This is a genomic window from Pseudomonas sp. TMW22090 (assembly GCF_022496665.1).
Classification (GTDB): Bacteria; Pseudomonadota; Gammaproteobacteria; order Pseudomonadales; family Pseudomonadaceae; genus Aquipseudomonas; species Aquipseudomonas gregormendelii.
The window spans coordinates 581115-603330 of the sequence record NZ_SCFH01000001.1 but is presented as its reverse complement, the minus strand read 5'-3'; the positions used below and the strand labels follow the sequence as shown (position 1 = coordinate 603330).

At 58.9% G+C, this 22216-nt stretch carries 19 protein-coding genes; 15 read left to right on the top strand and 4 right to left on the bottom strand.

All coding sequences use genetic code 11. The annotated features are described in order from the left end of the window. Positions 1–206 precede the first annotated feature (206 nt). The 9 genes from EQV97_RS02855 to EQV97_RS02815 all read left to right on the top strand — a co-directional run bounded on the left by EQV97_RS02855 (position 207) and on the right by EQV97_RS02815 (position 8782). Positions 207–1841, top strand: a complete 1635-nt coding sequence (locus EQV97_RS02855) for a methyl-accepting chemotaxis protein (RefSeq protein WP_122840535.1) — start codon at positions 207–209, stop codon at positions 1839–1841. 211 nt (positions 1842–2052) lie between these two features. Next, the gene (pnuC, locus tag EQV97_RS02850) at positions 2053–2616 is read left to right on the top strand and encodes a nicotinamide riboside transporter PnuC (protein WP_045061131.1); all 564 of its coding nucleotides are present in this window, start codon (positions 2053–2055) and stop codon (positions 2614–2616) included. Beyond that, a complete protein-coding gene (locus tag EQV97_RS02845; protein WP_122840538.1) occupies positions 2613–3155 on the top strand; it encodes an AAA family ATPase in 543 nt (180 codons plus the stop codon). Before pnuC ends, EQV97_RS02845 begins: the two co-directional genes overlap by 4 nt. A 292-nt stretch (positions 3156–3447) precedes the next feature. Further along, positions 3448–3885, top strand: a complete 438-nt coding sequence (locus EQV97_RS02840; RefSeq protein WP_122840539.1) for a hypothetical protein — start codon at positions 3448–3450, stop codon at positions 3883–3885. A 1-nt stretch (position 3886) separates the two neighbouring features. After that, positions 3887–4459 carry an adhesin gene (locus EQV97_RS02835; protein WP_122840540.1) on the top strand — a complete coding sequence of 191 codons (573 nt, stop codon included), beginning with the start codon at positions 3887–3889 and terminating at the stop codon, positions 4457–4459. 51 nt (positions 4460–4510) lie between these two features. After that, positions 4511–5878: a heme utilization protein gene (locus EQV97_RS02830; RefSeq protein ID WP_122840541.1), complete on the top strand. Its 1368-nt coding sequence runs from the start codon at positions 4511–4513 to the stop codon at positions 5876–5878. A 62-nt stretch (positions 5879–5940) separates the two neighbouring features. Further along, a complete protein-coding gene (locus EQV97_RS02825) occupies positions 5941–6624 on the top strand; it encodes a C39 family peptidase (protein WP_240888346.1) in 684 nt (227 codons plus the stop codon). Between the two features lie 33 nt (positions 6625–6657). Beyond that, entirely contained in the window at positions 6658–7455 is a 798-nt protein-coding gene (locus tag EQV97_RS02820; RefSeq protein WP_122840543.1) for a hypothetical protein, read from the top strand. 46 nt (positions 7456–7501) lie between these two features. Beyond that, positions 7502–8782 carry a hypothetical protein gene (locus EQV97_RS02815; protein ID WP_122840544.1) on the top strand — a complete coding sequence of 427 codons (1281 nt, stop codon included), beginning with the start codon at positions 7502–7504 and terminating at the stop codon, positions 8780–8782. Between the two features lie 116 nt (positions 8783–8898). Here the strand turns inward: EQV97_RS02815 and EQV97_RS02810 are convergent, their stop codons facing one another. Continuing rightward, positions 8899–10224, bottom strand: a complete 1326-nt coding sequence (locus tag EQV97_RS02810) for a sigma-54 dependent transcriptional regulator (RefSeq protein WP_122840545.1) — start codon at positions 10222–10224, stop codon at positions 8899–8901. 344 nt (positions 10225–10568) lie between these two features. On the opposite strand from EQV97_RS02810, the gene EQV97_RS02805 reads away from it, so the two are divergent. The 3 genes from EQV97_RS02805 (at position 10569) to nhaB (ending at position 13957) form a co-directional block, all read left to right on the top strand. Continuing rightward, the gene (locus EQV97_RS02805; protein WP_045061122.1) at positions 10569–10835 is read left to right on the top strand and encodes a hypothetical protein; all 267 of its coding nucleotides are present in this window, start codon (positions 10569–10571) and stop codon (positions 10833–10835) included. A gap of 246 nt (positions 10836–11081) precedes the next feature. After that, the gene (locus EQV97_RS02800) at positions 11082–12371 is read left to right on the top strand and encodes a hypothetical protein (protein WP_240888344.1); all 1290 of its coding nucleotides are present in this window, start codon (positions 11082–11084) and stop codon (positions 12369–12371) included. Between the two features lie 83 nt (positions 12372–12454). Next, positions 12455–13957, top strand: coding sequence for a sodium/proton antiporter NhaB (nhaB, locus tag EQV97_RS02795; RefSeq protein ID WP_240888342.1), 1503 nt, complete (start codon positions 12455–12457; stop codon positions 13955–13957). A 117-nt stretch (positions 13958–14074) separates the two neighbouring features. On the opposite strand, the gene EQV97_RS02790 is transcribed toward nhaB, so the two are convergent. The 3 genes from EQV97_RS02790 to gnd are packed head-to-tail and all read right to left on the bottom strand — an operon-like array spanning position 14075 to position 17411. Next, positions 14075–14914 carry an HAD family hydrolase gene (locus EQV97_RS02790; protein WP_122840548.1) on the bottom strand — a complete coding sequence of 280 codons (840 nt, stop codon included), beginning with the start codon at positions 14912–14914 and terminating at the stop codon, positions 14075–14077. Then, a complete protein-coding gene (gene zwf, locus EQV97_RS02785) occupies positions 14911–16434 on the bottom strand; it encodes a glucose-6-phosphate dehydrogenase (protein ID WP_122840549.1) in 1524 nt (507 codons plus the stop codon). The genes EQV97_RS02790 and zwf overlap by 4 nt, the downstream gene beginning before the upstream one ends. Continuing rightward, entirely contained in the window at positions 16431–17411 is a 981-nt protein-coding gene (gene gnd, locus EQV97_RS02780) for a phosphogluconate dehydrogenase (NAD(+)-dependent, decarboxylating) (protein ID WP_240888340.1), read from the bottom strand. Before gnd ends, zwf begins: the two co-directional genes overlap by 4 nt. A 271-nt stretch (positions 17412–17682) precedes the next feature. Between gnd and EQV97_RS02775 the strand changes: the two genes are divergently transcribed. The 3 genes from EQV97_RS02775 to EQV97_RS02765 all read left to right on the top strand — a co-directional run bounded on the left by EQV97_RS02775 (position 17683) and on the right by EQV97_RS02765 (position 22181). Then, positions 17683–17856, top strand: coding sequence for a DUF6026 family protein (locus EQV97_RS02775; RefSeq protein WP_163019498.1), 174 nt, complete (start codon positions 17683–17685; stop codon positions 17854–17856). 236 nt (positions 17857–18092) lie between these two features. Continuing rightward, positions 18093–19826: a phosphoethanolamine transferase CptA gene (locus EQV97_RS02770; protein WP_240888338.1), complete on the top strand. Its 1734-nt coding sequence runs from the start codon at positions 18093–18095 to the stop codon at positions 19824–19826. A gap of 117 nt (positions 19827–19943) precedes the next feature. Next, entirely contained in the window at positions 19944–22181 is a 2238-nt protein-coding gene (locus EQV97_RS02765) for a TonB-dependent siderophore receptor (RefSeq protein WP_122840552.1), read from the top strand. Positions 22182–22216: the final 35 nt, after the last annotated feature.

Sequence of the window (22216 nt, the reverse complement as noted above, 5' to 3'; positions counted from 1 at the left end):
GCGTGCTGGAACCTCTGGATAAACCACGACTTGGCGTAGAAAGCTCATGCCGGATTCAGGTTTTTGCGCGCGGGGCCGAAATCCTATCAGACAAGTCCGTTTTACGCTGCCGAGTATTGGGCTTGACTGCAAACCCGTGCCTGCCATCCGGGGTGAAATGCTGGCGATCCTTTATGACAAGAACAAGAAACCGGAGTAACCGCCTTATGAACAGCTTGCGCACCATGTCGATCAGTCGCCGCCTGTGGCTCATCCTGATTGTGGCCGTCATGATGCTGATGACGCTGGGCGGATTGATGCTCAAGCAGATCCACACAGACCTGTACCAGGCCAAGGCGCAGAAGACGCGGCACGTGGTGCAGACCGCCAGCGGTGTCCTCAACTATTACCATGGCCTCGAGACTACCGGCGTGCTGACCCGCGAAGCGGCGCAGAAGCAGGCGCTGACCGCAGTTCGTGGCCTGCGGTACGACCAGGACGATTACTTCTGGATCAACGACCTGGTACCGGTCATGGTCATGCACCCGGCCAATCCGAAACTCGATGGCCAGAACCTTTCAGCGATCCGCGATCCGGACGGCTTTGCCCTGTTCAACGAGATGGTCGCGGTGGCCAAGAGCAAGGGCGCCGGCATGGTCAACTATCGCTGGCCTAAGCCTGGTGCCAACGCACCGGTCGAGAAAACCTCCTACGTCAAGTTGTTCGAGCCGTGGGGCTGGGTAATCGGCTCGGGCGTCTACATAGATGACATGCAAGACGAGTTCTACGGCCAGGTGTGGAAAGCATCATTGGTCGGTCTGGTGATTGCAGCGATCATGGCCTTGCTGGTGATCCTCATTGCCCGCAGCATTGTTCGTCCCCTGCAGGAAACAGTGAACGCCATGGCCAATATCGCCAGCGGCGAGAGCGACCTGACCCGCAGCCTCGATACCCATGGCCGCGATGAAGTGACGCAACTGGCCCAACATTTCAACGCGTTCACAGCCAAATTGCGCCTGGTGATCGGCCAATTGCAGGTCTCGGCCAGCGACCTCGGTGAATCGTCCAGCGCCTTGGGCAATGACGCAGCCCAGGCTCAACAACGCAGCCAGCAGCAGTCCCAACAAATGGAACTGGTGGCGACAGCGATCAACGAGGTCACGTACGGGGTGCAGGACGTGGCCAGGAATGCCGAGCATGCCGCCAGTGAAATGCGCGATGCCGAGTCGCAGGCGCAGCAGGGCCAGGTCAACATCGATGGCAGTTTGCAGCAGATCGACAAATTGTCCGGCACCATCGAACAGGCGGTGCAAGTGATCCGCACCCTGGCCGCCGAGAGTACGCAGATTGGCACGGTGCTCGAAGTGATCCGTTCGATTGCCGAGCAGACCAATCTGCTGGCCCTCAATGCCGCCATCGAAGCCGCCAGGGCGGGCGAACAGGGCCGAGGTTTTGCGGTAGTGGCCGATGAAGTCAGGCTGCTGGCTCAGCGCACGCAGAAATCCACGGCCGAGATCCAGTCGATGATCGAGCGTTTGCAGAATCATTCGGAAGCGGCGGTCAAGGTCATCGGCGACAGCAGCCGCGCTTCGCAACTGACCATTGAACAGGCGGGGCTGGCCGGCGCGAGCTTGAGTGCCATAGGCCAGGCTTTGCGCAACCTCAACGGCCTCAACGCTTCCATTGCCAGCGCCACCCTGCAGCAGGCGCAGGTGGTGGAAGACATTAACCAGAACGTGACCCAGGCGGCAGGCCTGTCCCACAGTACGGCGCTGGCGGCCGAGCAATCGAGCGTAGCCAGTGTGCGTTTGAAGGGGCTGAGTGAGCAATTGAACGGGTTGCTCAAGCAGTTTCGCGTTTAACGTTTGCAGGAGCGAGATTGCTCGCGATGGACGTTAGCGTTACCGCGTGCTTGCTGATTAAACGCGGTGCTCTAGGGACCATCGCGAGCAAGCTGGCACCTGCAAGAGTCTTGCTGGTTCGACAATCTTCTACGTCAGTGTCGAGCCGAAGTTTTTACATCCGCACCCATCCGGTACAATCCGCTCCCCTCCCCACCCTCAAGGAACCTCCATGTCCGGGTTAGAACTGTTTGCCGCCGCCCTCGGTGTGATCGCCGTCTGGTTGACGGTCAAACAGAATCCCTGGTGCTGGCCGATTGGCCTGGTCATGGTATTGCTTTATAGCTGGGTGTTTTTCGAGGTGAAGCTCTACTCGGACATGCTGCTGCAGGTGATCTACGCGGCGCTGCAATTGTACGGCTGGTGGCAATGGACGCGTGGAGGTGATGAACGGCTGGGGCGGCAGGTCAGCCAGTTGGCGGTGGCGCCGATTGCCTTGAGTCTGTCCCTGGGCGCCATTGGCAGCCTCGCTCTCGGCGCGGCCATGGCGCACTGGACCGACGCCGCGCAACCCTGGCTGGATGCCGCGCTCACCGGTTTCAGCCTGGTGGCCCAGGTGTGGATGGCACAGAAACGCGTGCAATGCTGGCCGCTGTGGATCTTGCTGGACGTGATTTTCGTCGGGCTGTTCGTCTATAAAGGCATGTACCTGACGGCCGGACTTTACGCGCTGTTTACCCTGATCGCGATCCAGGGCTGGCGTGAATGGCGCACCGACCTGGCCTTGCGAACATGAAGGTGCTGGTGCTAACAGGTCCGGAATCCAGCGGCAAAAGCTGGCTTTCCCACGAGATCCAGGCGCATTTTGGTGGGCTGCTGGTCGGCGAGTACGTTCGGCATTTCATCGACAGTGAAGCCCGCGACACCTGCTACCAAGACATCGAGACCATAGCCCACGGCCAACTGGCCTGGGAGGACGAGGCTCGAGCGAAGCAACCGTCACTGTTGATTCTCGACACCCACCTCTTGAGCAACATCCTGTGGAGCAACACATTGTTCGGCGCGTGTCCGGCCTGGATCGAGCAGGCCTTGCTGGCACGCCACTATGATCTGCATGTGCTGCTCAGCCCCGAAGTCGTGGCCTGGCACGATGACGGGCAGCGTTGCCAACCGCAACTGGCGCAACGCCAGGCATTCTTCCAGGCCACCCATCAGTGGCTGGAGCTGCACCACCAGCCTTTCCAGATCCTGCAAGGTGACTGGCAGCAGCGCAGGGATGCAGCGTTCGAGGCCGTGGCCCGCTTGCTCTTCCCTGCTGAAAGTGTCCATTCCTGAAACACATTGTGCTGCGTAAACCCATGAGCTAAAGCGGCTCAGCCCTCTGCGCGCAAAACTGTTAAGTCACTGAAACAACCTGCCAATACCGGCGGTAGCGAGCACTGCTGCCTGAATGGCGGGGAATATCCCCCAACTTTGTCTCAGTGCCGTTACACCCTTCGACCATTCAGTTTTGAATTTTCAGCCAACTAACTGTTTTTTAAAGTAAATCTAAAAGCGGCACGCCTTCTGCTCTCTCCCTCGCAACGCTGATAAGGGCCAGCGTTCACTAACAGAAGGAATTGCCGCCGTGGGGAAATTTGATAAACGCATCTATGGCTTGTTGGTGATCGGATGCGCACTCGCAATCAGCGCCTCCCTGCCTGCACATGCCGACAATGGCATCATTACCATCAAACGTGATGTGCAAACACGCAACGCGGTCGTTCCTCCGCTGATCCCCGATCCGAATCCCACCACAGTCAACGCCAATCCCTCTCAACACATTCTCAAACAGACGAACGAGTTGAGCGACGGCGATTTCGCCAACGTTGCCAGTGGTGCAAGCATCTCGCGCATGGTGACCCAGAACACCAACAACCTGGGTGCCAACATGTCCAACCAGACCCAACTGTCGAACCAGCCCGCCGGGCGTTCGGGCAATTCGGGCGGTGGCATTGCCAACATGGTCAATTCGAGTATGACCAAGGGCCTGGGCACTCTGAACATCATAACGGGAGGCCGTTAGGATGAATCGCACACTGCTGGTCATCGCCATGTTTTGCAGTGCATCGACCTTTGCCCAATCTCCAGTGATCAACAACGCTGAGATCGATAATTCGGGCATGCAGTACCAGGGCAACCTCACGGTCAACCAGGCGGCCGGTGATCAACAGCAACAGGTCAACGCCCGGGCCATCGCCATTGGCCATGGAGCCACTGCGACCACGCAAATTCGCCAACGGCTGGGTAGCAGTGGCGACCCGGCAATGGATGCCAGTTCCAGCATCCAGGGCAACTCTTTCAGTCGCGGCAACGGCGCAGTGGGTGTCAACCAGAGCTCCGGTGCCAGCAACCAACAGGCGAACGCACTGCGCATCAGCGTCAGTGACCAGCCGCAAAGTATCGACGACAGCGTCCTCATGCAACAGAACGTGGCGCTGCTCAACAACTCCGATCCAACTGACTCTGCACCAGGCTATCGCCAGGTCACTACCAGTGACCAGGCCTTCACCGGTAGCCGCGGGGTAATTCAGTTGAATCAGAGTGCCGGGGTGGGAAATCGAATGGGAAACACCCTGAGCATACGGGTCGCGGATTGACCCAAACAGGTAATAACAACACTTAACCTAAAATAAGTACGGAGAATCACCATGAAACCTTCGATGGCAATAAAGCCTCTGGTTTTCGCAATTGCTGCGGTCATGGCTGTTGCTGTACAAGCTGGGCAATACGACAACAACGGCCACAACAATGGCCATAACAATGGTCATAACAATGGCCACAATGGTAACGGCAACGGCAACGGAGGCCCACGCACTCCTCCTCCAACCATGATCCCTGTCTTTGCTACTGCCAATGCCATCGACAACCAACGCAGCACCGGCAACAGCATCCGCAATGAAGGGACCGTAAACGAAGCTGAAATGACCAGCTCCGCTACCGGCACCAGCGGCAACGTCGGCGTCAACGTGGCTGCTGGTAATGGCAACCAGCAAGACAACGCGGCCGCTATCGCCAACGCTGCATCGGACTCCAGTCTCGATAACAGCTTCGTGTTCGGCACTGCTTCCGCGAGCTCCACTGTCAACCAGTTCAGCAACAACAACACGGTCAACAACTTCGGCAGCACCTCTTCGGCGGTGATGACCGGTTCGGGTAATGGCGGCAGCGGCAACATGGGTATCAACATTGCCGGTGGCGACCTTAACCAGCAGAAAAACACCATGGCCATTGCTAATGCCAACGCTCCACTGGGCAACGCAACCGCCACTGCTTCGGCCACTCAAAACGGTCCTGGCCTGACAGTGAATAACAACGCTGATCGGACTTATCGCCTGGATACCATCACCGTCACCAATTCGGCCAGCGGTAGTGCTTCTCAAGGCTATGCGTCCGTTGCCAGTGGCAGTCAGAGCGCTTCTTCGAGCTTTGAACTGGCCGGCGCCCAGGCTTCTGCAGCCAGCGGCTCAAGCAGCTGGAATGCCAGTGGCTCTCACAGCAGCGATTCGAGCGGTTCTTCGAATGCTTCTCTGACTGCCACACTGAGCGCCACTCTGGACGCCGCTGCTGAAACTGCCAGGGAATATACCCGTGACTATGGTCGTCATGAGCAAAGTGGCAGCGAGTCTAACAGTTCGTCGCTTAACGCTTCGCTCGACGCATCGCTGGACGTCAGCGTAGACAAGTCGTACACCAAATCGCACGACTCTTCGTTCGAAAAATCGTATGACAAGGCCTACGAAAAAGCCCAGGCCTCGGCATACGAAAAATCGGGCAGCAAATCGTCCGAATCTGCGTATGACAAATCCAAAGGCTATGCTGAAAGCAGTGCATTTGACTTGAGTACTACCTACTCCTATCAAGTGCTGACTCCAACTGGCTGGGCCAACCCTGTAACCAACACCGCAACCCTCAGTGGTTCGGTTAACGGTGGCAGCGGCAACCTGGGCGTCAACGTGGCTGCGGGTGTGGGCAACCAACAAAGCAACTCGCTGGCGATTTCCAACCAGTCGTTCTAATCGTTGTCTGTGGAGGCCCCCTTACGGGGGCCTTTTTCAGCGCACCCAGAAGGCGTCCAACCATGCGCATCATCGCCTTGGCATTTTTGCTCAGCATGGCCGGTATGACCGAGGCGGCACAAATGCCGCTGTCCGTGATCCTGCCCGGCGGAGCGGTGGTGTACAAGCCGATCCAGAGCATTCGCGAACGCAAGTTTGCCGACCTGGTACAACAGAAAACCGACTTCAGTTGCGGCGCAGCAGCGCTGGCGACCGTCTTGCGCCAGGCCTACTGGCTGGACGTGAACGAAGAACAGATCATCGAAGGCATGCTCGCCCACTCCGACCAGGATCTGGTCCGGGTCCAGGGTTTTTCCATGCTGGACATGAAGCGGTACGTAGAAAGTATCGGCATGCGCGCCCGTGGCTACCGTGTAGCACCGGAGACGTTAAGCGAAGTGAAAATCCCGGTGGTGGTTCTGCTGGACATTCGTGGCTACAAACACTTTGTGGTCATGCAACGAGTCCACGATGGCTGGGTATACATCGGAGATCCGGTACTGGGTCATAAACGATTCAAGGTCGAAGATTTTGTCAAAGGCTGGAACGGCATCATCTTTGCCGTTATCGGTCAGGGCTACGACAAAAACAACGCCTTGCTCGACCCTCCCTTACCACTCACTGCCAAAAACCGTATCAATGCATTCAGCCCGGTGCGAGACGCAGACCTGATGGATTTCGGGTTCATAAAAAGCGACTTCTTCTAATAACAAGGGAGCATGAAGCTCCGGGAGCATCCAATGAACACTCCAACCTGGCTGGCCGTCGTTTGCCTGGCTGCCAGCCTGCCAACCCAGGCACAGACGTTCAAACCCATTGAACTGAAGGATCAGGAGCTGGCGAGCCTGCGAGGCCGCTATGTCATGCCCGGACGGATCATCAGCTTCGGGGTTGCCATGACCAGCACCTGGGAAAATGCCAAAGGAGAATTGATCGGGGTCACCTCCTCGATGCAGATCCAGAAATCAACGATCAAGCCACAGTTCTATGTGTCGATGATCGATGAAAAAACCCCGGGTGCCAGCAGTTCGCAAGGCACCACCAACTCTACTGCGGGCACAGGCGCGCAGACCGTTGCGGCAACGGGTTCAGGCACCGGCACCGTCACAGGCGGCAGCGGCCTCAACACCACCGAAGGTGTCACTCAAGTCGTGCGTGCGGCCGGTGACAACAACACCGCCTACAACAATGTCGACATCAACGTTACCAAGGCGAACGAGGCGCCAGTCATGCAACCCCAGGGCCAGGCACTGGCCGCGGGCACCACGCTGGTGGGCAGCAATGGAGCGGGCTCCCTGAGCGTTTCCTCATCGGGCACAGGTGTGCAACTCAACATCGTGGCCAACAACAATCAAGGCAGTACGATCCAACGCCTGGCCCAGGGTGGGCTGACGCAGAACACGACTTTGCTGGGAAGTAGCAACCAGGTGCGCAACCTCACATCGTTCAATGTGGTGCTGCGTGACAGTGCGACTACAGGCGGGTCATTGACCGGTAATCTGGACCAGCTTAAAGGTCTTCGCACTGCCGGATTCTGATCTACGCTCAGTCTCATCAGAAGTAGTCAGAAGGGACGGCTAACCCATGCACCGATCGTTAACGCTCAGAGCAATCGTCTGTTTGAGTAGCCTGGCTCCGGTCACTCTGCTGTATGCAGCGACAGACCCCCAGGTAGAAGCATTAAAACAAGAACTCATGGAGTTGAAGCAGCGCTACCAAGCCCAACAGAACGCGTTGATGGTACTCGAACAACGGGTTCGCCAGGTCGAAGAAACCCCGGTGACTCCGCCACCCAGACGCCTGACCAAGTCCCCGGCCGACCCGGCCAGGAGTGGTCAGGCGGTGGCTGCAGGTGCTCCGGGAACCGCCGGCAGTTCCTATGGCCAGTCGCTCAAGGAAGACGCGGAGCCAGCGCCCAGCGTTTCCAACCTGTATGACGAAGCCAGTGGCTTCTTCGGTGGCGGGAAGTTCAGCGTCGAAACCGGCCTGACCTACACCCACTACGACACTCGCGCATTGACGCTCAATGGCTTCCTTGCACTGGACTCGATCTTTCTCGGCAACATCAACCTGGACCGTATCAAGGCGGATAACTGGACACTGGACTTGACCGCTCGCTACAACCTGGCGCAACGCTGGCAGTTCGATATTAACGTTCCCGTGGTTTATCGAGAGTCGACTTACTCCTCCGGCGGCGCTGGTGGTGCAGGCCCGGTGACGTCGGATGCAACCGTCACCCGCGACCCGACCATTGGCGATGTAAACGTTGGCGTGGCTTACAAATTCCTGGACGAGTCGGTCAACCTCCCCGACGCGGTCGTCACGCTGCGGGTCAAGGCGCCCACCGGCAAGGACCCCTACGGCATCAAACTGGTCAGCGACCCCACCAACGATAACCTCTCGGTACCCGAAGACCTGCCAACCGGTAACGGTGTGTGGGCGATCACCCCGGGTATCTCGCTGGTCAAGACGTTTGACCCGGCCGTACTGTTCGGCAGCTTGTCGTACACCTACAACATGCAGGACTCTTTCAGCGACATCAGTCCTCAGGTTGGCTCCAAGGTCAGCGGCGATGTGAAGCTGGGGGACTCCTGGCAGGTGGGCGCCGGTATTGCGTTCGCCTTGAACGAGAAGATGAGTATGTCGTTCTCGTTCACTGACCAGTTCGCTCGCAAAAGCAAGATCAAGCCCGATGGCGGTGATTGGCAGTCCATTAGCAACAGTGATTACAACGCGGCCAACTTCAACATCGGCATGACCCTGGCGGCCACCGACAAGCTGACAATCGTGCCCAACCTGGCGATTGGCCTGACTGACGATTCGCCGGACTTTTCGTTCAGCCTGAAATTCCCTTACTACTTCTGAGGTATATAAGACAAAAGATCGCAGCCTCGTTGCACTCGACAGCTCCTACAGAGATTTTCAATTCAATGTAGGAGCTGTCGAGTGCAACGAGGCTGCGATCTTTTTTGATCCTGGCGCTAGCGAATCTGATGCTTGTGCAACAACCGATAAAAAGTCGGCCTCGAGATACCCAGCACCTTCGCTGCAATGCTCAGATTGTCACTGTGACGGTTGAGCACATCGCACAACGCCTGGCGCTCAGCCCGGGTTTTGTAATCCTCCAGCGTGCCCATTGGCGCAACCACGGTATGGTGGCTAATCAGCCCCAGGTCGCGGGCTTCGATCTGCCGACCTTCGGCCAGCACCAGGCCGCGACGAACCCGATTGGCCAGTTCGCGCACATTGCCCGGCCAATCATGCTTGCCCATCGCGATCAGCGCGTCATCGCTGAAGCTGCGTGGCCTGCGGCCGGTTTCATGGCTGTAGAAGTGGGAGAAATGATTGGCCAGCATGGACAAGTCGCCATGCCGTTCTCGCAATGGCGCGGTCACGACTTGCAGCACGTTGAGGCGGTAGTACAAATCCTCACGGAAGCGTTTCTTCTCGATCGCCGCTTCCAGGTCGACGTGGGTCGCCGCCAGAACTCGCACATCTACCGGTATCGGCTGGCTGCCGCCGACATGTTCGATATGTTTTTCCTGCAGGAAGCGCAGCAGATTGGCTTGCAGCTCCAGCGGCAGGTCACCAATCTCATCGAGGAACAGTGTGCCGCCGTTCGCCGCTTCGATCCGGCCGACTTTGCGTTGGTGGGCGCCGGTGAAGGCACCCTTCTCGTGGCCAAATAGCTCGGACTGGATCAGGTGTTCGGGAATCGCGCCGCAGTTGATGGCCACGAAGGGTTTGTTGTGCCGCTGGGATTGCCGATGCAGGGTACGGGCCACCAGCTCTTTGCCGGTTCCGCTTTCACCGCGGATGAGTACCGGGGACTCGGTAGGTGCCAGCTTGCTCAACAGCCGGCGAAGCTCGCGGATCGGCTTGCTGTCGCCGAGCAGCTCATGTTCTGGCTGGTCAATGTGAACGGTGCCTTTACCGCGCAAACGCGCCATTCCGAACGCGCGTCCCAGGGTTACCTGAACTCTTGATACATCAAACGGCAGGGTATGGAAGTCGAAAAACCATTCGCAGACAAAGTCGCCGACATTTTGCAGTCGCAGGACTTCCTGGTTAAGCACGGCGATCCATTCGGTGCCACTGCGGCTGATCAGTTCCTTGACCGCCTCGGGGCGTTCGAGATGAAAGGGTTGTAGTCGCAACAGGCCGACATCACAGGTCTTGTCGGCGGCATTTTCCAGTGTGCAGCTGTCGACATCCCAGCCCACAGCTCGCAATCCTGGCAGTAAACGATGGCAATCGTCGCAAGGATCAACCACTAATAGACGTCGTTGGGCAGGCGCTTCGTTCATGACTGTTCCTTGGCGCCAAATTCGATTAAATATTAGTAAAAACAGTCATTTGGCGGACCTGGCTGTAACATTAGCAAGAAATTGACAGTTGCTTGTACCGATTGACTATAGGGCTCTCGCCTAAACAGTTATAAGGGACTGCTTGGTTAGTTTCCTAATGAACTTCAACCTTTCATTCAGCTTTCAAAACGGCACCGAACAGCGCGTTCTTGCAAGAAAGTTGAAATTTCTTTGATTCCAGTGTGACCCGAGGCCGGGTAGAGGACATCAGTACAAGTACCAGCCGCACGGGAAGCCCGACCGTCGGCCGATCACTTGATTGGGCATATAGAGAGAGAACCCCAATGAACGCCCCGCTCCGTATCAACGAAGCTCTTTTGATTGCAGACCGCGCATTCCAGCCTTTCCAGTGCGTGGCCTGGTCTCTACAAGATGGCAACGGTGAACTCAGCCTGACAGTGATCGACCGCACCAAATGCAGCATCGGTCGCAAACAGATTCCAAGCAGTGCCTATACCGATCCGGCACAACTTGAGCGTGTTCTTAAACAGGCCCGCGAAGAACTCAGCCGTGACGGTTACAACCTTGAATCATGGTCGATGCCACACTGATAGCAGCGCGGATTACCTGGCAGTAATCCGCGCCCTTCCCGGTCTTTCAGTCCGCTGTTCAGTACTGCGAAGGTACTAATTACTTGGCAGGCTTGCCACTGGTTCAAAAAGACACTCTTCTGGCACACTGCGACCCTCCGCCTGTTATTTCTCCCCGTTGTACGGTTGGCCATTCAGGGTTTGAATATCCTCCTTATAAGGTCGCCAGGCCAACTTCTGGACGACGACTCGCAAGGAGATGCGTGCATGTCAAGCCAGGTTGCCTTTGCCTCCTCCGCCACACTCAGCCAAGCCGGTCGCCTCGACCTTTCGTTTGCCGCCCGCGGAACCACCCAGGTGTATTTCGCCGGCAGCCTCTGCAGCATGACCCATGACGTCGCCATTGATGCCTGCGGGCGCATCCTTGTCGCGGCCAAAGTAGGAATGGCCGAGGGCAGTTGCTTTGGCCTGGCACGCCTCCTGGCCGATGGGTCTGCGGACCTGTCCTTCGGTGATCAAGGCAGCGTCATCGGCCAGTTCGAGAATGGTTTCGAGGCCATGGCCGGCAAACTCGCGGTGCTGCCCAACGGCAATATCCTGCTGGCCGGGCTGCACTATCTCAACGGCCATCGCACGCTCCCGGCCCTGGCATTGTTTGACCACTGTGGCCAAACGGTCCAGGGCTTCGGCGAGAATGGCCGCTGCGTGGTGCGCTTGCCCGGCAATCTTTCCGTGGGCGTGCGTGATGCCTGGCTTCCACCGGGCGTTCCGGGCGCCGAAGCCTGCGATCTAAGGGTGCAGGAGGATGGCAGGATCCTGCTTTTGGCCAATCATCATTTCGAACTGGCCGATCATGTCGGCCTGCTCATCTGCCTGAACCGTGACGGCTCACTGGACAGCTCGTTCAATGGCCGCGGATTTGTGGTCGTCCGGCACTTGCTGATGAACACCTGGCTCAGCAGTCTCTTGCTGCAAGCAGATGGTCGAATCCTGGTGGGTGGGTCGATCAACTTTCCCGCCGAAGGATTGATCGCCCGTTACCACGCCAACGGGCAACTGGACACCAGCTTCGCAGTCGACGGTTTCATGAGTTTCGATGGTGCCGGCCGCAGCACTCACGTCAGCCATATCGTCCAGCAGCACAACGGGGACCTGCTGTGCGTAGGCAGCAGCCGGGACCCCATGCATTGCCTGTCCCTGCGGTTACACAACAACGGGCGTCCCGACAGTCATTGCCATGGCGGTCAGCCGCGACTGCTGGAGATCGGCCGAAGTGGCTGTCAATGGACAGCGGCCCTGGCCTTGGCCGACGGCTGCACCCTGGCCGCTGGCGCGACGCTTGGAGGCTGTGAAGCTGACTTCATACTGGCCCGGCATCTGCCGGATGGGCAGTTCGATCACCAGTTCGGTGATGGCCTCGGCTGGGTCCGCACCCGGCTGAGTCGCAACCTGGACACAGCGACTTCACTGACTGCACAAACAGATGGCGCGATCGTCGTTGGGGGTTATTCGCTCGACGGCAATTACCGGGCGATTGTGGCGCGCTACCTGGGGTGAATGACGCGCGGGGACTTTGCCTGCACTTGATATTCCGCTGGTCTTACGGCAACTTGCGCGCTTCTTAAAACAAGGAGCAGCCGATGTCCGGTTCAATGGCCCAGGCGTTCGCGCACAATTTTCTCGGGCACTCTCCCCGCTGGTACAAGGCGAGCATCGTCGGCTTCCTGATTCTCAACGCTGTGGTGTTGTGGACGGTCGGCCCTGTGGTGGCGGGCTGGTTGCTGGTCCTGGAGTTCATTTTTACCCTGGCCATGGCGCTTAAATGCTATCCGCTGATGCCGGGCGGGCTGCTGCTGATTGAGGCGCTGCTGCTGAAGATGACCACACCCCAGGCGTTGTATGACGAACTGGTGCACAACTTCCCGGTAATCCTGCTGCTGATGTTCATGGTGGCCGGTATTTACTTCATGAAAGACTTGCTGCTGTTCCTGTTCTCCCGGCTGCTGCTCGGCGTGCGGTCCAAGGCATTGCTCGCGCTGCTGTTCTGCTTTTTATCGGCGTTTTTGTCGGCCTTTCTCGACGCCCTGACCGTGACCGCCGTGATCATCAGCGCAGCGGTGGGCTTTTATTCGGTGTACCACCGCGTGGCCTCGGGCCATGACCCACGCCTGGACAGCGCTTTCTCCGACGACCGTCATCTGCCGCAACTGCATCACGATGACCTCGAGCAATTTCGCGCCTTCTTGCGCAGCCTGTTGATGCACGGCGCCGTCGGCACAGCACTGGGCGGTGTTTGCACCTTGGTGGGCGAGCCGCAAAACTTGCTGATTGGCCACGAGATGGGTTGGCACTTCGCCGAGTTCTTCCTCAAAGTGGCCCCGGTTTCCTTGCCGGTGCTGGTAGCGGGCCTGGTGACCTGCGTGCTGCTGGAAAAGCTGCGCTGGTTCGGCTACGGCACGCTGTTGCCGGACAACGTGCGCGCCGTACTGGCCAACTATGCCGCTGAAGATAACGCCGAGCGCACTTCTCGCCAGCGTGCTGCACTGGTCGTCCAGGGCCTGGCGGCGCTGATCCTGATCGGCTGCCTGGCCTTCCATGTGGCCGAGGTGGGGTTGATCGGGTTGATGGTGATCGTGCTGATCACGGCATTCACCGGCATTACCGACGAACATCGCATTGGCAATGCCTTCAAGGACGCCATGCCCTTCACTGCGCTGCTGGTGGTGTTCTTTGCAGTGGTTGCGGTGATCCACGATCAGCAGTTGTTCACGCCGTTGATTCAGTGGGTGCTGGCCCTGCCCGCAGAGCAGCAACCGGGCATGTTGTTCATTGCCAACGGCCTGTTGTCTGCCATCAGCGACAACGTGTTTGTCGCAACCATTTACATCACCGAGGTCAAGCAGGCGTTTGTGTCGGGCCATATGAGCCGCGAGCACTTCGAGACCCTGGCGATTGCGATCAACACCGGCACCAACCTGCCGAGCGTGGCGACGCCTAATGGCCAGGCGGCATTCCTGTTCCTGCTGACCTCGGCAATCGCGCCGCTGATTCGCCTGTCGTATGGGCGGATGGTGTGGATGGCGTTGCCGTACACCGTTGTGATGGGCCTGCTCGGGTGGTATGCGGTCAGCTATTGGTTGTAACCACAGAAACCTGTGCGGCCACGCGCCCCCTGTGGGAGTAAGACTTACTCGCGATGAGGCTGGTGAATCTGGCATCGATGGCGCCCGACAGGGCGTCATCGCGAGCGAGCTTTGCTCCTACAGTGCGGCGCGGTGTGGGTGGTTGAGGATGTACTGCTCAATCGCCTGCGCAGCGCCATCTTCGGTGTTGGCACCAGTGACGACGTCCGCCTGGCGCTTCACCGCCTCTTCCGCCTGCCCCATCGCGATCGACAAACCGGCCTGGTGAAACATCGCCGGGTCGTTGCCGCCATCGCCCAGCGCCGCCGTGTGCTCCAGGGGCACGCCAAGAAACTCGGCCAGTGTCGCCAGCGCCGCGCCCTTGTTGGCCTGCATGGCTGTGACGTCCAGGTAAACCGGTTGGGAACGCGAGACCTGCGCCTGCTCTTGCACCTTGGGCAATAACAGCGCTTCGAGCTCAATCAACAGATCGGTGTTGTTGCTGGTTGCGACGATCTTGTCGATGCGTTCCAGATAGGGTTCGAAGCTGTCGACCACCACGGGCGGGTAACCCAGCCCATGCTGCTCCCTGGGCACCATCGGCCCGTCGGGATCCTTGAGCAGCCAGTCACCACCGCTGAACACCCAGACTTCAACGTCGCTGCGATCGGCAAACAACGCCAATGCCGTCAAGGCTGCGGTCACTGGCAAATAATGGGCGACCAGAATACTCCCGTCAGGATTAACCAGGGTGCCACCGTTGAATGCCGCCGTTGGCAGGTCAACGCCCAGGGCTTCGATCTGCTGCAACATGGCTTTCGGTGGACGCCCGGTGGCCAGGCTGAACAGCACCCCCGCCTCACGCAGTGAGCGAACGGCCTCGATGGTGCGCCGGCTGAGGCTGTGGTCGGGCAGCAACAAGGTACCGTCCATGTCGCTGAGCAAAAAGCGAATAGGCGCCCGGGTCAATTCACTCATCCGAGGCTGTGCCAGACGCGACCGTCGCGAGTCAGCAGATCTGCGCCCGCCTGCGGACCGTCTTCACCGGCGGCATAGCCCTCAACGCTGGCATCTTGCTGCCAGGCGTCGAGGAAGGGTTGCACGGCGCGCCAGCCGTTCTCGATGTTGTCCGCGCGCTGGAACAGCGTCTGGTCGCCCGTCAGGCAGTCGTAGATCAAGGTCTCATAGCCGGTGGACGGCTGCATTTCAAAGTAGTCCTTGTAGGCAAAACCCAGCTCGATATTGGCCATCTTCAGCGCCGGGCCAGGACGTTTGGCCAGCAGGTCGAACCACATGCCTTCGTTGGGCTGGATCTGGATGCGCAGATACGTTGGTTGCAGTTCGTCCACTTCGGTATCCCGAAATTGCGCATAGGGCGCCGGCTTGAAGCAGATGACGATTTCCGTGTCGCGCACGCTCATGCGCTTGCCGGTGCGCAAATAGAACGGCACCCCGACCCAGCGCCAGTTGTCGATCATCACCTTGAGCGCGACGTAGGTTTCGGTGGTGCTGTCGGGCGCAACGTTGCCTTCCTGGCGATAACCAGGCATTGCCTTGCCGTCGACTTCGCCGCTGGTGTACTGGCCACGCACCGAGTTGGCCCGGGCCTCTTCCACCGACCAGGGGCGAATCGCGCCGACGACCTTGGCCTTCTCGCCGCGTACCGCGTCGGCACCAAAAGCGGCCGGCGGCTCCATGGCGACCATCGCCAGCAACTGGAACAGGTGGTTGGGCACCATGTCGCGCAACGCGCCGGTGTGCTCGTAAAAGCTGCCCCGGGTTTCCACGCCGACGGTCTCGGCGGCAGTGATCTGCACATGGTCGATGTAGTGGTTGTTCCAGAACGCTTCGAACAGGCTGTTGGAAAACCGGCTGATCAGAATGTTCTGTACGGTTTCCTTGCCCAGGTAGTGATCGATCCGGTAAATCTGGTTTTCCGACATCACCTTGAGCAGGCACGCGTTCAAGGCCTCTGCAGTCTGCAGGTCGGAGCCAAAAGGCTTTTCGATCACGACGCGGCGAAACGCTTCGGGGGTTTCTTCGAGCAGCTTCGCCGCGCCCAGTCGACGCACCACTTCGCTGAAGAAACGTGGCGCGGTGGCCAGGTAGAACACCGCATTGCCGGTGCCGCTGGCGGCGATTTTCGCCGCCAGGGCTGAATAGGTGCTGTCGTCCAGGAAATCGCCCTGGACGTAGCTGATGCCTTTGGCGAGTGTGGCCCACAACGCCGGGTCAAGGGCGTCATCGCCCTTGCCGACTTTGCTCATCGCTTGCGCCCGAATGAAATCCTCGAGCTTCTGCGCAAAGGCTTCGTCACTGATGGCGTTGTGGTCAACGCCGATGATCCGCAATCCATCCCCCAGCAATCCATCGCGGCTCAGGTTGTACAGCGCCGGCATCAGCAGCCGCTTGACCAGGTCACCGTGTGCACCGAACAGGAACAGCGTGGTGGGTGGTGCTGGTTCAGCCTTGGATTTATTGCGGATCAGGCCAGTCATTTTTTCGAAGTCTCCACATGGCCGCCGAAGCCGAACCGCTGGGCCGAGAGAATCTTGTCGCCAAAGGTGCCCTGCCCGCGTGAACGGTAGCGAGAGAACAGCGAGTTCGACAGCACGGGAACCGGTACCGACTGTTCCATGGCCGCCTCGATGGTCCAGCGACCTTCGCCGCTGTCAGCTACGGAACCCGAGTAACCTTCGAGTTTCGGATCGCTGGCCAAAGCGTCTGCGGTCAGGTCGAGCAACCAGGACGAAACCACGCTGCCACGACGCCAGACTTCGGCGATGTCGGCGACGTTGAGGTCAAAGCGCTGGTCTTCAGGCAAGTTTTCGCTGGCCTTGGTCTTGAGAATATCGAAGCCTTCGGCGAAGGCCTGCATCATTCCGTACTCGATGCCGTTGTGGATCATTTTCACGAAATGACCCGAGCCTGCAGGGCCGGCGTGGATGTAACCGCGCTCGGCACGGTCGTCATCGGACTTGCGGTCCTTGGTGCGCGGGATGTCACCGATGCCGGGGGCCAGGCTTTCGAACAGCGGATCCAGGCGTTTTACCACCTCGGCTTCGCCGCCGATCATCATGCAGTAACCGCGCTCCAGGCCCCAGACGCCACCGGAGGTGCCCACATCGATGTAGTGCAGGCCTTTTTCCGACAGGCTCTTGGCCCGGCGGATGTCGTCCTTATAGAAGGTGTTGCCGCCGTCGATGATGGTGTCACCGGCTTCGAGCAAGGTGCTCAGGGTGTCGATGGTGTCTTCGGTCGGCGCGCCGGCCGGCAGCATGACCCAGACCGCACGTGGCTTGGCCAGGCCAGCCACCAGGGCTGGCAGGTCGATGACGCCCTTGGCGCCTTCTGCGGCCAGGGTGTCGACAAAAGCGGTATTGCGGTCGTAGACAACGGTGGAATGCCCGTTGAGCATCAGGCGCCGCGCAATATTACCGCCCATGCGGCCCAGTCCAATAATCCCGAGTTGCATGTGCTGATGCTCCTTACTGCAAATAATGTGTGTCAAAGGTTATAGCCCAACGCAACCTGTTCAGCTTAGTCAGACAGGTCGCCATGAAGTTTCCGTGCATTGTGCCCGATCCAGACTGATAACGTCGGGAATCGTCGCGAAGACACACCGACCACGAAAAATAAAAAAGTTCCCTTCGCGGGCAAAAGAAATCAAAATTGCAGCCGATAGTGAATCAGCGCCCGACGTCGGGAGCAGGTTCACAGTTGAAACACCATTTGCGAGGTGAGCAATGGGCACAGTACAAGCAGCACGGCCAGCACAAACTCTCTACGTCACGATCCGTCGTGATGAACTGCGCCAGCTCAAAGAAGAGCGCGACCTGCTGAAGCAGGAGCTTGCGCAATTGCGCCAGCTGACCCAAGGCCACCAGCCACAGGCCCTGCCAGTACTCCACCGCGCCTGACCGCCCTGCAGGGGCGAGCTCGCTCGCGAAAAACGAGACGCCGCTGCGGGCCATCAGGCACCGAGCGTCATCGTTCACGCCCACAGCGGGCAAGCTGGCTCTTGCAACTCACAAACTTTTCACACCCGCTCATTGATACTCCTGCGCCATTGTGGCCGCTCGGTAGGCGTGCCGCGCCCGTTCGTCCACCAGTTTCCACTGGCGGCGGTCGACGATTATCTAGGCTGGAGCGCTGAATGGCTTTGTTCAAACGCAGCAACACGACTGCGAAAGGGTTCGACTGGGCCGGGCTTGCCTGGCTGTTTGTGTTCTTCTGGTACTTTTCCGGCATCACCCAACTGCTGATCCAGCTGACCGGCACCTCGGGTTTCACCGGCTTCCGCCAAGCCTTCATCATGAGCGCGGTCTGGCTCGCGCCCATGCTGCTCTTCCCCCGACAGACCCGTGTGCTGGCCGCCTGTATCGGTGTGGTGCTGTGGGCCTGCTCAATGGCCAGCCTGGGCTACTTCTTCATCTATCAGCAGGAGTTTTCCCAGAGCGTCATCTTCATCATGTTCGAATCGAACATCTCTGAAGCTGGCGAGTACATGACCCAGTATTTCGCCTGGTGGATGGTCGCGGCCTTTCTTGCCCACACGCTGTTTGCCTACTTCCTGTGGACCCGCTTGCGTCCGGTGTACCTGCCTCGCGGGCGGGCCTTCCTGGCAGCAACGGCCATCCTGGTGGCAGTGATCGGTTATCCGTTGGTCAAGCAGACCCTGCGTACCGGCAGCCTGGCCGAAGGCTTCGAGAAATTCGAAACCCGCATCGAACCTGCCGTGCCATGGCAGATGGCTGTGGCTTACCACCGCTACCTCGACACCCTCGCCGGCATGCAGGACATGCTGCACAGCGCGAGCAAGATCGCACCGCTGAAAAACCTTACCGACTCCGCAGCCAATCAGCCTGCGACCCTGGTACTGGTGATCGGCGAATCGACCAACCGCCAGCGCATGAGCCTGTATGGCTACCCGCGCAATACCACCCCTGAGCTGGACAAGCTCAAGGACCAGTTATCGGTCTTTGATAACGTCATCACCCCGCGCCCCTACACCATTGAAGCGCTGCAGCAGGTGCTGACATTCGCCGACGAAGATAACCCGGCGTTGTATCTGTCGACTCCGTCGCTGGTCAGCATGATGAAACAGGCCGGCTACAAGACCTTCTGGATCACCAACCAGCAGACCATGACCAAGCGCAACACCATGTTGACGACCTTCTCCGAGCAAGCCGACGAGCAGGTGTACCTTAACAACAACCGTAACCAGAACGCTGCCCAGTACGACGGCGATGTCATCGCGCCGTTCAACAAGGCCCTGGCCGACGCGGCACCGCGCAAGCTGATCGTGGTGCACCTGCTGGGCACGCACATGAGTTACCAGTACCGTTACCCCTCGACCTTCGACAAGTTCAAGGATCGCCAGGGTGTACCGGCCGGCGTACGTGACGATCAATTGCCGACCTACAACAGCTACGACAACGCGGTCCTGTACAACGACTTCGTGGTCTCGAGCCTGATCAAGGATTATGCGAAGGCGGACCCCAATGGCTTCCTGATGTACCTGTCCGACCATGGAGAAGACGTCTTCGACTCGCCGGGCCATAGCACCTTGGGCCGCAACGAGAGCAAGCCGACCGCGCCGATGTACACCATTCCGTTCATGGCCTGGGCCTCGCCGAAATGGCGTGAGTCCCATGACTGGAACTTCGCTGGCGATCTGAGCCGCCCCTACAGCAGCTCGCACCTGATCCACACCTGGGCGGACATGGCGGGGCTGAATTTCGATGAGCTCGATCGCAGCAAGAGCCTGGTCAGCGACAGCTTCAAGCCGCGCCCATTGCTGATCGGCAATCCCTACGAAAAACAGCAGCGGCCGTTGATCGACTTCAGCCTGATGAAACCCAAAGCCGTGGAAGTCGTGCAGCATTAATGCTGCCAGGCACCCCACGGCAAACACAATAATTATTGTTTACCGCTAAATATTCGCCGCCCTCCTTCGTCTTTGAGCAAACGGAATTTTTCCCTCAACGACAAGGAGTCGGCTGCGATGTTCGCGCCTATTACCCGTTCCATGACTTTAACCCTGGGCCTGTGCAGCGTTGCACTGAGCCCGGACCTGCTTGCCGACAGCGAAATTGAAAAGGCTCCGGTCGCCGGCGCCCTCGAGCTGACCGCCACCAGTATCACCGCCCAGGGCTTGGGCAATAACACCGAAAACACCCAGTCCTACACCACCGGCGCCATGAGCAGCGCCACGCGCCTGAACCTGTCGATCAAGGAAACCCCACAGTCGGTTTCGGTGGTCACGCGCCAGCAAATGGACGACTTCAAACTCACTTCGCTGTCCGAAGCCATGCGCCAGACCACCGGCATTGTGGTGCAACACAACGACTCCGACAGGGTCAACTATTCCTCGCGCGGCTACTCGATCAACAACTTCCAGGTTGACGGGATGCTCAACACCTTCAGTTACATGAAGTCCGACTCCGACACCATCATCTACGACCGCATCGAAGTCGTGCGCGGCGCCACCGGCCTGACGACGGGCGCCGGGGATCCGTCCGCGACCATCAACATGGTGCGCAAACGCCCGACTGCGCAATGGCAGGCCAAGACCGGTGTCAGCGCCGGCAGCTATGACAATTACTACACCTACCTGGACGTTGGCGGGCCATTGGCCTTCGACGGGCGCCTGCGCGGCCGCAGCGTGCTGGCATACCGTGACAGCGACTCGTTCCGCGACAAATACCAGCAGCAACGGGAAGTCGGCTACGGCGTGCTCGAAGCTGATCTGACCGATGCCACCACCCTGGCGGTGGGTTACGACTACCAGAACAAACACGTACAGGGCACTTCGTGGGGCACCGTGCCTTACTGGAATGCCGACGGCAGCAAGGCCAACCTTGGCCGTTCGACCAACATGGCCACGTCCTGGAGTTCCTGGCCGATCAAGGACCAGACCGCCTTCGCCAACCTGGACCATCAATTGGGTGCAGGCTGGCACCTCAAGGCCGCCTACACCCACCGCGAGAGTGACACCGACGGCAAGATCTACTACGCCGGAGGCGGCTTCCCCGAGCCCGATCGCAGCGGCATGGTGGCCAACGTCAGTCACATGATCGGCACCCAGAAGATGAAAGCCTACGACTTCAATGTGTCCGGTCCCTACTCGCTGCTGGGACGCGAACATGAACTGATGATTGGTTATGGCGAAGCGCAGCGCAGCGACAAAAACCCATACACCGACGGTCCGATGGCTGACGACTACGCGATCGTGCCGGACTGGAAGTACATGGGCGATATCGACAAATTCTCCGACACGGTGACCAGCCTCACCGGGTCCACCAGCAGCACCGAGCAGAAAGCCGGTTACCTGGCCACACGCCTGAGCCTGACCGATGAGTTGCACGCCGTACTTGGCAGCCGCTATGGCAGCTGGAAATCGTCGAGCACCACCAATAGTTACGACGCCAATCAGGTGTTGAGCGCAGTGGACGATACCAGCCAGAAACATAACGACATGTGGACGCCTTACGCCGGGTTGCTCTACGACATCACACCCGAGTACACCGCCTACGTCAGCTACACCGACATTTTCAAGCCGCAAACCAATCGCGACGCCAACCGCAAGTACCTCGAACCGGTAGTGGGCAGCAACTATGAATTGGGACTCAAGGGTAGCCTGCTTCAGGAGCGCCTCAACCTGGCTACGGCGCTGTTCTGGAGCGATCAGGACAACGTCGCCGAGCTCGACGATTCGGTGCCACCGGATCCGGTCACTGGAGAGGAGTTCTACAAGGCCAATGGCAAGGGCACCAAGGTCCGGGGTTTCGAAGCCGAACTGTCCGGCGAGGTGATGGCCGACTGGAACATGACCGCCGGTTACACCTATACCCACTCGGTCAACGGCGAAAAGAACCGCACCAACACCACCGCGCCCCTGAACATGTTCCGCCTGTCCACGGCCTATCGGCTTCCAGGCAACTGGCATGCGCTGACGGTGGGCGGAGCGCTTAACTGGCAAAGCGAGATCTACCGCGCCGCGAGTCGCCCGGTGGGGCGCAACGCTGCAGGCAATATCATCACCCAGCGCACCAACATCAGCCAGGACGCCTACACCCTGGTCAACCTGATGTCGCGCTACGAGTTCGACCAGCACCTGTCGGCGTCGCTCAACGTGAACAACCTGCTCGACAAGAAGTACTACGAGAACGTCGGCTTCTATAACGGCAACTACTGGGGCGACCCTCGTACCGTGACCCTGAGCCTGGACTGGAAGATTTAAAAGCAGTTAATTCCCAATTAACGGAATCGGCGGAT

Bases quoted from the DNA above. Each gene is read 5' to 3' on its own strand.
- EQV97_RS02820 (WP_122840543.1), top strand. From the start codon at position 6,658: ATGAACACTCCAACCTGGCTGGCCGTCGTTTGCCTGGCTGCCAGCCTG.
- EQV97_RS02805 (WP_045061122.1), top strand. From the start codon at position 10,569: ATGAACGCCCCGCTCCGTATCAACGAAGCTCTTTTGATTGCAGACCGC.
- gnd (WP_240888340.1), bottom strand. From the start codon at position 17,411: ATGCAACTCGGGATTATTGGACTGGGCCGCATGGGCGGTAATATTGCG.
- EQV97_RS02825 (WP_240888346.1), top strand. From the start codon at position 5,941: ATGCGCATCATCGCCTTGGCATTTTTGCTCAGCATGGCCGGTATGACC.
- nhaB (WP_240888342.1), top strand. From the start codon at position 12,455: ATGTCCGGTTCAATGGCCCAGGCGTTCGCGCACAATTTTCTCGGGCAC.
- EQV97_RS02830 (WP_122840541.1), top strand. From the start codon at position 4,511: ATGAAACCTTCGATGGCAATAAAGCCTCTGGTTTTCGCAATTGCTGCG.
- EQV97_RS02770 (WP_240888338.1), top strand. From the start codon at position 18,093: ATGGCTTTGTTCAAACGCAGCAACACGACTGCGAAAGGGTTCGACTGG.
- EQV97_RS02855 (WP_122840535.1), top strand. From the start codon at position 207: ATGAACAGCTTGCGCACCATGTCGATCAGTCGCCGCCTGTGGCTCATC.
- EQV97_RS02775 (WP_163019498.1), top strand. From the start codon at position 17,683: ATGGGCACAGTACAAGCAGCACGGCCAGCACAAACTCTCTACGTCACG.
- EQV97_RS02845 (WP_122840538.1), top strand. From the start codon at position 2,613: ATGAAGGTGCTGGTGCTAACAGGTCCGGAATCCAGCGGCAAAAGCTGG.
- EQV97_RS02800 (WP_240888344.1), top strand. From the start codon at position 11,082: ATGTCAAGCCAGGTTGCCTTTGCCTCCTCCGCCACACTCAGCCAAGCC.
- EQV97_RS02790 (WP_122840548.1), bottom strand. From the start codon at position 14,914: ATGAGTGAATTGACCCGGGCGCCTATTCGCTTTTTGCTCAGCGACATG.
- EQV97_RS02835 (WP_122840540.1), top strand. From the start codon at position 3,887: ATGAATCGCACACTGCTGGTCATCGCCATGTTTTGCAGTGCATCGACC.
- EQV97_RS02815 (WP_122840544.1), top strand. From the start codon at position 7,502: ATGCACCGATCGTTAACGCTCAGAGCAATCGTCTGTTTGAGTAGCCTG.
- EQV97_RS02810 (WP_122840545.1), bottom strand. From the start codon at position 10,224: ATGAACGAAGCGCCTGCCCAACGACGTCTATTAGTGGTTGATCCTTGC.
- pnuC (WP_045061131.1), top strand. From the start codon at position 2,053: ATGTCCGGGTTAGAACTGTTTGCCGCCGCCCTCGGTGTGATCGCCGTC.
- zwf (WP_122840549.1), bottom strand. From the start codon at position 16,434: ATGACTGGCCTGATCCGCAATAAATCCAAGGCTGAACCAGCACCACCC.
- EQV97_RS02765 (WP_122840552.1), top strand. From the start codon at position 19,944: ATGTTCGCGCCTATTACCCGTTCCATGACTTTAACCCTGGGCCTGTGC.